This is a genomic window from Streptomyces zinciresistens K42 (genome assembly GCF_000225525.1).
Classification (GTDB): Bacteria; Actinomycetota; Actinomycetes; order Streptomycetales; family Streptomycetaceae; genus Streptomyces; species Streptomyces zinciresistens.
Genome location: NZ_AGBF01000198.1, coordinates 1 through 12,361, shown reverse-complemented (window position 1 = coordinate 12,361; position 12,361 = coordinate 1). Strand labels below are relative to the sequence as shown.

The window sequence follows — 12,361 nt, the reverse complement described above, 5'->3', positions numbered from 1 at the left end:
TTCAAGTCACGCAAGTTGAAGACTGCCCGACTATAGGTCACGCTAGGCCGCCCTGGTAGTGACACCACTACGGAGAGGAGCGACGATGGCGGCACAGAACGTTCCCACAGACGCGCCGGAGACCGCACATGTTCCGGAGACCGGCGCGTTCCTGGTGGACACCAGCCGCAACCGCGTTGGGGAATTCCGCGGAGTCGCTGGGCCGTACTGGTCGCTGCGGCCCATCGGTGGAGGGGTGGAGTGGGAGGCGAGCCCCGAGCACGTGCGACCGGCTGACCCGGCAGAGCGACTGAGCGCGGAGACCGCCCGCGCGAACGCACGGAGCCGGGGTGAGCGACTGTGACCAGTACGACCCGCCGCACGTTCGCGTTTGCCGACTGGACGTTGCGGCCCGATCAAGACGACGACGCCCCGCCGCTGACCTACGCGTTCCGGTGCCTCACGCTCACCGAGGACGACAGCGAGTGCCCCGCGAAATCACCGCCGAGCGAGGACCCGACCGAGCCGCAGACGTGGGCGTTCGACCACATGCGCGAGCACCCCGAGCACACCGGTTACGCCGAAGTGATCGAACGCCCGTGGGTCATGTGGCGGGGAGGCCCGTCATGAACGGCGGACCGGAGCCGGCGGGCTACTGGGCAGAGGTACGCGCGGAAGGACCGGTGTACGGCACGGGCGAGACCGTGCAGTACGTCCTGGGCACCGCTCAGAGCATTTCGCCCGTGCTGGTGCTCCGGTGGCTCCGTGGTGAGGCATTGCGTATCGCGGACCGGCTCGACCCCGACCCGCGGCGTTCGGCATGGGTTCAGCCGACCATGCGCGCGGCGACCGTGCCCATGCCGGACTGCCCCGCCGAACTCCGCGTGTGGGCAACCGATCCGGACGAGCAGCGCGCGGCACGCGAGCACATCAAGGGCGGGCATCCGCTGTTCGTCGACGTCCCGGATGCGGACTGCACGTACACCCTGTCCGTCTGGCCGGTACGGCTGCCCGCCGACGGCTCCGACCAGGTGTCGCCCGAGCCGATACCCCGCCGAATCGGCGCGATGCCGCACCGCTTGTACGCCCTCGCCGCGGACCCGTGGGCGTAGCGCGCTGATACTCCCGCCCTCGCCACATAGGACCCGGACCAGGAGGGCACGGGGCCGTGACTCGCTCTGTGGCAGGGGGCGGGGCTCAACCCCGGTCGGCTGTCGTGCGTGACGGCCTGGCAGCCGACCGGCCCCAGCAGGTCCCGAACTCCCACCAATCGGAAGGAAGTTGCACCATGACCACTGTCCTTGAACCGCCCGCCGCATCCCCGCTCGCCGGTATCCGCTCTCTTGAGCTGGAGATCACGGGCAAGTGTCAGCTCACCTGCACGCACTGCCTGTCCGAGTCCGGCCCGCGAGCGAGCCACGGCACGATGACGCCCGCGGACTGGCGCGCGGTCATCACGGACGCTGCCGCGCTCGGCATCCGGACCATTCAGCTCATCGGTGGTGAGCCGACCGTTCACCCGTACTGGCGGGAGTTCACGAAACTCGGGCTCTCGCTGGGGCTGCACGTGGAGATTTACAGCAACCTGTTTCACGTTGCCCCCGATTGGTGGGACGTGTTCACCCGCGAGGGCGTGACCCTCGGGACGAGCTACTACAGCGACGACCCCGCCGAACACGACAAGATCACCGGTCGCGAGGGCAGCTACGTCCGCACCCGGTGCCACATCCGCGAAGCCATCAACCGGGGGGTCGCGGTCCGCGCCGGAATCGTGGACATCCTGCCGGGGCAGCGCGTTGCCGAAGCACGCGCCGAGCTGGAATCCATGGGCGTGAAGCACATCAACACGGACCGGGTGCGTGCCGTGGGCCGTGCCGCTCTGCCTGGTGCGGAACCGACACTGGATGAGATGTGCGGTCGGTGCACCCGCGGACGCGCTGCCATCCTCCCGAACGGGGACCTGGCCGGGTGTGTGCTGTCGCGCGACTTCCCGGCGGGCAACGTCCGGGAAACCCCGCTCGCCGAGCTGTTCCACGGGACAGCGTGGGCGGAGCTCTCGGCGAGCGTCCCCGCCCCTCGCGCCTTTGGCTGTACCCCGGCGGACTCCAACGACTGTGACCCCGCGAACACCGAAGCGTGTGACCCCGCGTACTGACCTGGAAGGCTCGGCAGCATGGATTGGGAGAGCAAGGCGAACACCCTCGCGGACCAGGTGACCGACCCCGATTCACGGTGGCTCGCCCCCGTGGCACGCGTCGCCCGTCACGAGTTGGTCCCGCGCTGGTGGGACGTGGGCGACTCGGGCCGGTGGGTACTGCGCGACGGTGCGAGCGAGCCGGACGCGTGGAGGGAAGCCGCGTACGCGGACCGGTCGCTGATCACCAGGGTTGGCACGCTGCACGCCGATGATGCCGAGCCCGGAGACCAGCCCGAGGGACTGCCCACGTCATCCGCCACCATGCCGAGCCTGGTGGTGCGGATGCTGCGGCACGGGAGACTCGGGGACGGGCTGTCTCTGCTGGACCTGGGCACCGGAGCCGGCGGGCTCACCGCGTACGCCTGTCACCGACTCGGGGACGCGCACGTGACGAGTCTGGACGTGGACCCGTACCTGGTCGGTGCAGCGCGGGACCGGCTCGCGGGCATGGGCTACCACCCGAAGATGATCGCAGCGGACGCCACCGAGCAGGTCCCCGGCTCGTACGAGCGCATCGTGTCCACAGTGGCCCTCACGCCCGGTCCGAAGCTGCGGGCCGTGCTTGCCGCGCTCGTGCCGGGCGGACGGGTCGCTACGACCCTCGCGCGTACATCACTGATCGTCACCGGGTGGAAGAACCAGCACGGGGACGTGGTGGGGCGGGTAGAGCGGGACATGGCGGGCTTCATGCTCACCCGGTCCGGCGACGACTACCCGCCCGCCCTCTCCGAGTTGTTCGCCCTCGCCCGCGAAGCGGACGGGGAACGGACCGGCACCGGTCGCTATCCCGTGGTGGACGTGGCGAACGCGTGGGAGTTGCGTTCCATGCTGGAAGTGACCACGCCCGGAGTCGAACTCGACTACGAGACCCACGACCGGACCCGTACCGCGTACCTGGTGCACCCGGACGGATCATGGGCACGCGCGTCCGCCGAGTGGACCGACCCGCCGGAAGTGCACCAGAGCGGCCCGCAGCGTCTGTGGGACGCCCTGGAACGCATCCGCAACCGGCAGAACGCGGAAGGCTCCTTGCCGTTGCTCGGTGCGCGCGTCCGCCTCACGCCCGATGGGGTGTGTCATCTGTCCCGTGGGCGGTGGCGCGCGTCCATGGGGGCGCGATAGCTCCGGCACTGCGGACGCCCCTGACAGTCCGCGTGCCGGTCCCCGGCACCCGATCCGACACCGCTGCCCCCGAGGCGGTGAGGATGCCACCCCCGCCCCGTCCGTGTGCCGCCCCCGTGGCACGCCGGAAGCCCGCGTACCGGACGTACTCGGGTCTTCGGCCGGTGCGGCGAGAGGGCCGGCACCGGGCGGCGGGCACCGCGTCAGTGATGGAAGCCGGTGGCCGCCGCCTTGTCCCGGGTCTGCGGGTGCGGCTGTCGGCGCAGCTCCGGCAGCACCCCGCGCAGATCGTCCGCGAACAGCGCGGCGAGGTCCTCGGAGAAGCCGTTGCGGCACACCACCCGCAGCACCGACAGATCCTCGCGGTGCGGCGGGAAGGTGTACGCCGGGACCAGCCAGCCCCGCTCGCGCAGCCGCCGGGAGACGTCGAACACGTCGTACGCCGTCACCTCGGGAGCCGTCGTGAAGGCGAGCACCGGCAGCTGGTCGCCGCGGGTGAGCAGCCGGAAGTCGCCGAGCTTCGCCACCTCCTCGGCGACCTTCCCGGCCACGTCCCGCGCGGCCTGCTGCACCGCCCGGTAGCCGTCCCGGCCCAGCCGCAGGAACGAGTAGTACTGGGCCACGACCTGCGCGCCCGGCCGCGAGAAGTTCAGCGCGAAGGTCGGCATGTCGCCGCCCAGGTAGTTCACCCGGAACACCAGCTCCTCGGGCAGCGCCTCCTCGTCCCGCCACAGCGCCCAGCCGACCCCCGGGTAGACGAGCCCGTACTTGTGCCCCGAGGTGTTGATCGAGGCGACCCGCGGCAGCCGGAAGTCCCACACCAGGTCCTCGTCCAGGAAGGGCGCCACCATCGCCCCGGAGGCCCCGTCGACGTGCACCGGGATGTCCAGGCCGGTGCGCTCCCGCAGGGCGTCCAGCGCGGCGCACAGGTCCGCGACGGGCTCGTAGGAGCCGTCGAATGTGGAGCCGAGGACGCCGACGACGCCGATGGTGTTCTCGTCGCACAGCTCGACGGCCGCCTGCGGGTCGAGATGGAAGCGCTCGCCCTCCATCGGGACCAGCCGCGCCTCCACCTCCCAGAAGGTGCAGAACTTCTCCCAGCAGACCTGGACGTTGACGCCCATGACCAGGTTGGGACGGGTGTCCGGGGACGGGTACCGGTCGGCGTTGCGGCTGCTCCAGCGGCGCTTGAGGGCCATCCCGGCCAGCATGCACGCCTCGCTGGAGCCGGTGGTGGAGCAGCCCACGGCCGCCGACGGGTCCGGCGCGTTCCACAGGTCGGCGAGGATCGCCACGCAGCGCCGCTCCAGCTCCGCCGTGCGCGGGTACTCGTCCTTGTCGATCATGTTCTTGTCCCGGCACTCCGCCATCAGCTGACCCGCCTGCGGCTCCATCCAGGTGGTCACGAAAGTGGCCAGATTGAGCCGCGAGTTGCCGTCCAGCATCAGCTCGTCGTGCACCACCTGGTACGCCGTCGACGGCGACAGGGGCGCGTCCGGGAGCCGGTGCTTGGGCGGCGCCTCGGTCATGCGTACGGCAGGGTTCGCCTCCCCGTAGAAGGGGTTGACGGCGATCCTGCGCCCACCGTCCCCGGCGTCCGGCGATTCGCTGTTCCCGCGATGCAGTGGCATGTAATCGACGGTAGGCCCGGCCCGCCGGGCTTGCACCTCACGCGACGGGAGGGCGCACCGCGGAGGCGCCAGCGGGAAGGAGCGGCCGTGGGCCACTCCGTGGGACGGGCCGCAGGGTTCGCCGGAGTGACGGTGCGCACCGGGGGAGACGGACGTCGTCCGGTGCCCGCTCCACGGCGACCTGCGACGCGATCGCCGGCGCCCGCTCCACGGCGACCTGCGACGCGATCGCCGGCGCCCGCTCCACGGCGACCTGCGACGCGATCCGCCCCGGGCCCGCGGTGCACCTGCGGGACGCGATCCTCGCGAACGCCGCGCGGCACAGCGCGTGACGGCCCCCCCGGAACCCAGGCCCGGCCCGGCCCGCCCGGGAGGGGCCCGCGGGGCTCACTCCCGGGCCAGCACCACCGCGGTGCCGTACGCGCACACCTCGGTGCCCACGTCGGCCGCCTCCGTGACGTCGAAGCGGAAGGCCAGGACGCCGTTGGCGCCCCGCGCGCGTGCCTGCTCCACCAGTCGCTCCATGGCCTGGTTGCGGGTCTCCACCAGGGTCTTGGTGAGCCCCTTGAGCTCACCGCCCACCAGTGACTTCAGCCCGGCGCCGATCTGGCTGCCGACGTGCCGTGAGCGCACGGTCAGACCGAAGACCTCACCGATGACCTCCGTCACCCGGTGGCCGGGAACGTCGTTCGTCGTGACGACCAGAACGTCGGGGCGGGGACCCTGCCCGCCGCCGTACTCTTCGATGCCCATGCCCCCAGCTTTGTCCCAGCGGCGGGACGGTGCATCCTGAACCCGTCAATGGAACCCGGGCAGCCGGTGTGGCGTCGGTGATCTCGATCCGCCCGTCGCCGCAACCCCGCCCCTTCCCCGCAGGAGCCACATTCCCGTGACCATGCTTGCGCTCGGCCCCCAGTGGCTCAGTCCGGACTACCTGATCCAGACTTTCAGCCTTCCCGGCATTCTGCTGATCGTCTTCGCCGAGTCCGGTCTCTTCGCGTTCCTGCCCGGAGACTCCCTGCTGTTCACGGCGGGTCTCTTCGTGGCGGAGGGGACCTACATCAGCCAGCCGCTGTGGCTGGTGTGCGCGCTCATCGTCCTGGCGGCCGTCATCGGCGACCAGGTCGGCTACATGATCGGCAAGTACTTCGGCCCGAAGCTCTTCAGCCGCCCCAACTCCAAACTCTTCAAGCAGGAGAACCTGGAGAAGGCCCACGAGTTCATGGAGCGGTTCGGTCCGAAGGCGATCGTCCTCGCCCGGTTCGTGCCGATCGTGCGGACCTTCGCGCCCATCGTGGCGGGCGCGGGCCGTATGAAGTACCGCACCTTCCTGACGTACAACATCATCGGCGGCATCGCCTGGGGCACCGGCGTCACCGTCGCGGGCTACTGGCTCGGCCAGATCGGCTTCATCAAGAAGAACGTCGAGTCGATCCTGATCCTGATCGTCGTGCTCTCCGTGGTGCCGCTCGTCATCGAGTTCCTGCGCGAGCGCGCCAAGAACAAGCGCGCCGCGGCCGAGGCGCCCGCCGCGCAGCACCCCCAGCAGCACCAGCAGATGGACGACGCCACGACCCGGCTGCGCCGCATCCCCTCCGACCAGCAGCCCCGGCAGCAGCCCTACGGCAACCAGGGCGGCCAGCAGTACGGCCACCCCGACCAGCAGCAGTACGGCAACGGATACGGGCAGCAGGGCGGCGGCCGGCAGGGCGGCGGCCAGCAGTACGGCTACGACGACCGCTACTACGGCCACCAGCAGCCCCAGCCGCAGCAGCAGCCCCAGCAGCAGCCGTACGCCCAGCCCTACCACCAGGGCAACGGCGGGCAGAACCAGCAGTACCCGCCGGGCCAGGGCTACTGACCCGCCGCGGACACCCCGCAGAGACGACGACGCCCACCGCCCGGCACGCCCGGGTCCGGTGGGCGTCCGGCGTCCGGCGTCCCGCGTCCGAAGCCCCACGGGCGCCACGGGCGCCACGGGCGGCTCAGGCGGCACAGGCCCGGGGCGTCCCGCGTCAGAAGCCCCGGGTCCGCTTGGCGGCGCGCCGCTTCTCCAGCGACCCGATCCGCAGGAACAGCCGCGAGATCTCCGACCCGAGGTTCACCCCGATCGCGATGGCCATGGCGAGCGAGGCGGCCGTCGCCAGCGACACCAGCCCCGCGTCCACCTCGTTCTGCGCGATCGACAGCAGCCCGAAGTAGGTCGCGGAACCCGGCAGCAGCGGACCGATCGCGGCCGTCGTGTAGGGCAGCGCCGACGCGAACCGGTAACGGGCCATCAACTGCCCGAACAGGCCCACCAGTCCCGCCGCGACGGCCGTCGAGGCCACCGGCGACAGATCGCCGGCGTAGTACATCGCGCCGTACACCGACCACGCCACACCCCCGTTGAGGGTCACGGCGAGCACGGTGGAGCGCTCCTGCTGGAGCAGCACCGCGAAGGTCAGCGACAGCAGCATCGACGCGGCGATCTGCCAGTAGGGCCGCTCGGAGATGCTGAGCGCCGCGTCCGGATTGAGCTTGGCGCCCAGGTTGACCCCGAAGTACAGGACCACCAGCACCCCGGCCACGATGCCGACGAAGAAGTACATGACCTCCAGCAGCCGCGCGGAGGCGGTGATGTAGAAGCCCGTCAGCCCGTCCTGCACGCCCGCCACCAGGGCCCGCCCCGGCAGCAGCGCGAACAGCCCACCGGTGATGACCGCGGACGCCTTCACCTCGACCTGCGACAGCGTCAGCGCGACCCCTATCGCGGCCGGCGGCATCGCCGCCACCGTGAACTGGTAGAACTCCGGCAGCCCCCGCCCCGCGCACAGCCACGCCAGCCGGTCGCCGAGCATCGCGCCGACGGCCGCCGCCACGAACACCAGCAGCCCGCCGCCCACCAGCACCGAGGCCGCCCCCGCGAGCAGGCCGCTCGCCAGGGTCAGCACCCACGTCGGGTACGGGTGCCGGTTGCGCCGGATCTCCGCGAGCCTGCGGTAGGCCTCCTCCAGCGAGATGTGGGTCTCCGCGTCGCTGAGGTCGTCCACGAGCTGGTAGACGGCGGCCAGCCGGGTGTAGTCCGTGCCGCGGCGGCGCACCGTGCGCGCCGCCGACAGCGGATCGTCCACCAGCGAGGGCTGGTACGAGATCGACAGCAGCGTGAAGGTGACGTTCGGCTCGCAGCGGTCCAGCCCGTAGGACCGGCACACCGCGAACATCGCGGCCTCCACGTCCTCGGCGCCCTCGCCGCCCGCCAGCAGCAGCTCACCGATACGCAGCGTCAGGTCCAGCACGCGCGGGACGGCCGGACCCTCCTCCTCCGCCTTCGGCACCTTCTCCGGCGCCGGCCGCTCGGTCACCGGCATCCGCAGCATCGTGCGCATCCGGTCCTGCCACGGCGCGTCCTTGGTCAGGCTCACCCGCGGCAGGCCGTTCGGCGGGGTGTAGGCGAGCGGCGAGTCCCCGGCGACGTAGCTGCCCGGCACGGTGAACGCCGAGCCCTCCGGCTCCTGCGCCGGCGGGGGCGCGCCCAGTCCTCTGGGGAGGGCGAACTCGGACGTGGTCTCCGACTCGCTGTCGGCCACCTCCACGCCCGCGGGCGGCGTGAACGCCATCCTCGCCTCGTCCGTGTGCGGTTTGCGGTCCTCCGCGTCCGTCACGTGCGCAGCACTCCTTGAACGACACCTCCTGGCGCCCTCAGTATGCGCACAGACACGCGAACGGGCCGCACGCACCCGCGTACGGCCCGTTTCGAAGGCGTGAAGGGTTCGGCCTCAGTGGTGGCCGCCCTGGTCCTCGAAGCGCTTGTAGGACCGCTCGATCTCGGCCTCGGCCTCGGTACGGCCCACCCAGTCGGCGCCCTCGACGGACTTGCCGGGCTCCAGGTCCTTGTAGACCTCGAAGAAGTGCTGGATCTCCAGGCGGTCGAACTCCGAGACGTGGTGGATGTCGCGCAGGTGCTCCTGGCGCGGGTCCGTCGCCGGGACGCACAGCAGCTTGTCGTCGCCGCCGGCCTCGTCCGTCATCCGGAACATCCCGATCGCACGGCACTTGATCAGGCAGCCCGGGAACGTCGGCTCGTCCAGGATGACCAGCGCGTCCAGCGGGTCGCCGTCCTCGCCGAGGGTGTTCTCGACGAAGCCGTAGTCGGTCGGGTAGGCGGTCGAGGTGAAGAGTCGACGGTCCAGGCGGATCCGACCGGTCTCGTGGTCCACCTCGTACTTGTTCCGCGAACCCTTCGGAATCTCGATCGTGACGTCGAACTCCACCGGTGGCTCCTCCATGATCAACACATAGTTCTGGTGGTTAAGTGTCCCTCACGCAGGTGTGTGATCGCGAAAGGGGCTGGTGGTCGTGCCAGAGCTGGGGCCTTGGCGAGCCGCGAGACCGCGGGTGAAGCGGGTCGCCGACGCCGTACGACCGCGTCTGGCACGGGCCGTACACGCCGTACGACCCCGGCTCGCCCGCGCCGCGACGGCCGCGAGGCCGCGGATCGCACGGCTCGCACGCGCCGTCGCCCCGCGGGCCGCGCGGATCACGGCACCGAAGACCTGGCAGTACACCGCGGGTGCGGCCACCGCCGGACTGGTGCTGGCCGCGGGCGTGGTGACCGCGGCCGGCCCCTGGGACGCCACCGGTCAGCGTACGGCCGAGCGGGACCGCGCAGCCGCCCCGGGGGCCACGGGTGGCGCAGATCACGACGCCCCCGGCACGGCCGGCGGACCCCGCCCCGCGCCCAGCGCCGCCTCCGTCCTCGCCGGCCTCGGCGGCGGCACCCGCGCCGTGGACACCGCACCCGACAGCGCCCGTCTGGCCACCCTCCTGGGCCCGCTCCTCGACGACCCCGCGCTCGGCCGCCGCTCGGCGGCCGTCGTCGACGTGGCCACCGGCGAGCGCCTGTACGGCGACGGCTCGGGCCGGGCCCTCGTCCCCGCCTCCACCACGAAGATCGCCACCGCCGCCGCCGTCCTCGACGCCCTCGGCCCCGGCCACCGCCTCACCACCCGCACCGCCCTGGAACCCGGCACCCGGGAAGTCGTCCTCGTCGGCGGCGGCGACCCCACCCTCACCGCCCGCAAGGACGCCGAGGGCTGGGCGAGCCTGCGCGACCTCGCCGACGGCACGGCCCGCGCGCTGAAGAAGCGCGACCTGCGCGACGTCACCCTCTCGTACGACACCACGCTCTACGCCGGTCCCGCACTGCACCCCATCGGCCCCAACGAGAACCTCGCCCCCGTCACCGCCCTCATGGCCGACGAGGCCCGCACCGACGACTCCACCCGCGGCCCCGCCGCCCGCGCCGTGGACCCGGCCCGCGAGGCCGCCGCCGCCTTCGCCTCCTTCCTCGCCGAACGCGGCGTCAGGACCACGTCACCGGGCCCCTCCAAGGCCACCGCCCGCGCCGCGGACCTCGCCGAGGTCACCTCGCCCCCGCTGTCCGCCCTCGTCGAGCGGATGCTCACCAACAGCGACAACGACATCGCCGAGGCACTGGCCCGCCAGACCGCCCTCGCGAGCGACCGCCGCCCCGACTTCGACGGCGCCGGAAAGGCGATCAAGGACCGGCTCCGCAGGCTCGGACTCCCCGTCTCCGGCGCCGCGTTCAGGGACGGCAGCGGCCTCGACCGCGACGACAGGCTCACCGCGGACCTGCTCACCGGCCTGCTCGCCAAGGCCGCCGACCCCTCCGGGCCCCGGCTGCGCGCCACGCTCACCGGCCTGCCGGTCGCGGGCTTCACCGGCACTCTCAGCGGCCGCTACGCCGACGGCGCGGCCGGTGTCGTACGCGCCAAGACCGGCACCCTGACCGGGGTCAACGCCCTCGCCGGCACCGTCGTGGACCGGGACGGCCGGCTCCTGGCCTTCGCCTTCCTGGCCTCCGGCACCACCGACCCGGGCGCGGCCCAGTCGGCCCTGGACCGGGCCGCGACCGCGCTGGCGTCGTGCGGCTGCACCTGAGCACGCCCCCCGAACGCCCGGACCGGCCCCCCACCGCCGCCACGGCCTGCCCCCGGCGCGGACGCTCACGTACGGTTGACGCATGACGCGTATCGGTGGTGCCGAGATGGTCGACTGGAATCTCGCGGTGGCGACCGCGACCCGCCTCGTACGGCCGGGTCCCGAGGTGAGCCGCGACGAGGCCCGCGCCGTCGTCGCCGAGCTGCGCCGACACGCCAGGGCCTCGGAGGAGCACGTCCGGGGCTTCACCCGGCTGGGCACGGAGGAGACCCACGACACCCCCGTCCTCGTCGTCGACCGGCCCGGCTGGATCCGGGCCAACGTCGCCGGGTTCCGGGAACTCCTCAAGCCGCTCCTCGACAAGATGCAGGACCGCCGCGGCCCCGGCACCGGCGGGGCCGTCCTCGGCGCGGTCGGCGGCAAGGTCACCGGCGTCGAACTGGGCATGCTGCTGTCCTTCCTCGGCTCCCGCGTCCTCGGCCAGTACGAGACCTTCGCCCCCGCCACCCGCGACCTGCCCGCCGGCGGCCAGGGCGGCGGCCGGCTCCTGCTCGTCGCGCCGAACATCGTCCACGTCGAACGCGAACTCGACGTCCAGCCCCACGACTTCCGCCTCTGGGTCTGTCTGCACGAGGAGACCCACCGCACCCAGTTCAGCGCCGTCCCCTGGCTGCGCGACCACCTGGAGGGCGAGATCCAGTCTTTCCTGGCGGAGACCGACGTCGACCCCATGACCGTCCTGGAGCGCATCCGCGAAGCGGCCCAGTCCCTGAGCGGCAGCCGGCCCGACACCGAGGAGGACGACGGCGGGCGCTCCTTCGTCGAACTCGTGCAGACCCCCGGCCAGCGCGAGATCCTCGGCCGCCTCACCGCCGTGATGTCCCTCCTGGAGGGCCACGCCGACTTCGTGATGGACGGCGTCGGCCCCCAGGTCGTCCCGACCGTCGCCGAGATCCGCGAGAAGTTCCAGCAGCGCCGCGCCAAGGGCGCCTCCCGCCTGGACACCGCGCTGCGCAAACTGCTCGGGCTCGACGCCAAGCTCCGGCAGTACCGCGACGGCGAGCGCTTCGTACGGGCCGTCGTCGACCAGGTCGGCATGGACGGCTTCAACCGCGTGTGGACCTCTCCGAACACCCTCCCGACCAAGTCGGAGATCGCCAAACCGGCGGACTGGGTCGCGCGGGTGCACCGCACGGCGGATTCGTGAAACACGCGCCTCGTCGTGCAACCCCTCCGAACGCCGTGAACCGAAATCCGGCCTGCGGCACACGAACGCCCCTCCAATCACCCGTCCGAGGGACCGTGAGCGAGGGGTAGGCGTGCGATGCTCGGGGAACCTCCCGGTTCTGTCACCATCTACACACTCTGAGTGACCGAGCTCGGGTTCACCCCCCGACAACTTCATGAAGGGAACCGGACATGGGTCCCCATCCAGCGGTCGCGGCGATACGCCTGGCGGTCCGCCGCGTCCTCCACGACATCCTCACCG

Annotated in this window: 12 protein-coding genes; 8 read left to right on the top strand and 4 right to left on the bottom strand. The window is 72.0% G+C overall.

Annotation, left to right across the window (positions count from 1 at the left end; all coding sequences use genetic code 11):
• Positions 1-85: 85 nt before the first annotated feature.
• The 5 genes from SZN_RS42895 to SZN_RS30875 all read left to right on the top strand — a co-directional run bounded on the left by SZN_RS42895 (position 86) and on the right by SZN_RS30875 (position 3,298).
• A complete protein-coding gene (locus SZN_RS42895; RefSeq protein WP_078509029.1) occupies positions 86-343 on the top strand; it encodes a hypothetical protein in 258 nt (85 codons plus the stop codon).
• On the top strand, positions 340-609 hold the full coding sequence (locus tag SZN_RS30890) for a DUF7848 domain-containing protein (protein ID WP_007502752.1): 270 nt from the start codon (positions 340-342) through the stop codon (positions 607-609). Before SZN_RS42895 ends, SZN_RS30890 begins: the two co-directional genes overlap by 4 nt.
• Positions 606-1,091, top strand: a complete 486-nt coding sequence (locus SZN_RS37785) for a hypothetical protein (protein WP_007502751.1) — start codon at positions 606-608, stop codon at positions 1,089-1,091. Before SZN_RS30890 ends, SZN_RS37785 begins: the two co-directional genes overlap by 4 nt.
• A 176-nt stretch (positions 1,092-1,267) precedes the next feature.
• Positions 1,268-2,134 carry a radical SAM/SPASM domain-containing protein gene (locus SZN_RS30880; RefSeq protein WP_007502750.1) on the top strand — a complete coding sequence of 289 codons (867 nt, stop codon included), beginning with the start codon at positions 1,268-1,270 and terminating at the stop codon, positions 2,132-2,134.
• Positions 2,135-2,152: 18 nt separating this feature from the next.
• On the top strand, positions 2,153-3,298 hold the full coding sequence (locus SZN_RS30875) for a methyltransferase domain-containing protein (protein ID WP_007502749.1): 1,146 nt from the start codon (positions 2,153-2,155) through the stop codon (positions 3,296-3,298).
• Positions 3,299-3,501: 203 nt separating this feature from the next.
• Here the strand turns inward: SZN_RS30875 and gad are convergent, their stop codons facing one another.
• Both gad and SZN_RS30865 read right to left on the bottom strand, forming a co-directional pair.
• A complete protein-coding gene (gene gad, locus SZN_RS30870; protein WP_043734048.1) occupies positions 3,502-4,929 on the bottom strand; it encodes a glutamate decarboxylase in 1,428 nt (475 codons plus the stop codon).
• A 387-nt stretch (positions 4,930-5,316) separates the two neighbouring features.
• A complete protein-coding gene (locus SZN_RS30865) occupies positions 5,317-5,682 on the bottom strand; it encodes a YbjQ family protein (protein WP_007502747.1) in 366 nt (121 codons plus the stop codon).
• A gap of 136 nt (positions 5,683-5,818) precedes the next feature.
• On the opposite strand from SZN_RS30865, the gene SZN_RS30860 reads away from it, so the two are divergent.
• Entirely contained in the window at positions 5,819-6,790 is a 972-nt protein-coding gene (locus SZN_RS30860; protein WP_007502745.1) for a DedA family protein, read from the top strand.
• 154 nt (positions 6,791-6,944) lie between these two features.
• Here SZN_RS30860 and SZN_RS30855 read toward each other — a convergent pair whose 3' ends face one another.
• Together SZN_RS30855 and SZN_RS30850 are read right to left on the bottom strand one after the other, a co-directional pair.
• Positions 6,945-8,573 carry a threonine/serine exporter family protein gene (locus SZN_RS30855; RefSeq protein WP_007502743.1) on the bottom strand — a complete coding sequence of 543 codons (1,629 nt, stop codon included), beginning with the start codon at positions 8,571-8,573 and terminating at the stop codon, positions 6,945-6,947.
• 114 nt (positions 8,574-8,687) lie between these two features.
• Complete coding sequence (locus SZN_RS30850) at positions 8,688-9,182, bottom strand: inorganic diphosphatase (protein ID WP_007502741.1); 495 nt, start codon at positions 9,180-9,182, stop codon at positions 8,688-8,690.
• 79 nt (positions 9,183-9,261) lie between these two features.
• Here SZN_RS30850 and dacB point away from each other — a divergent pair, with 79 nt between their 5' ends.
• Positions 9,262-10,872, top strand: coding sequence for a D-alanyl-D-alanine carboxypeptidase/D-alanyl-D-alanine endopeptidase (dacB, locus tag SZN_RS30845; protein ID WP_106432737.1), 1,611 nt, complete (start codon positions 9,262-9,264; stop codon positions 10,870-10,872).
• Positions 10,873-10,954: 82 nt separating this feature from the next.
• A complete protein-coding gene (locus tag SZN_RS30840) occupies positions 10,955-12,079 on the top strand; it encodes a zinc-dependent metalloprotease (protein WP_043734045.1) in 1,125 nt (374 codons plus the stop codon).
• Positions 12,080-12,361: the final 282 nt, after the last annotated feature.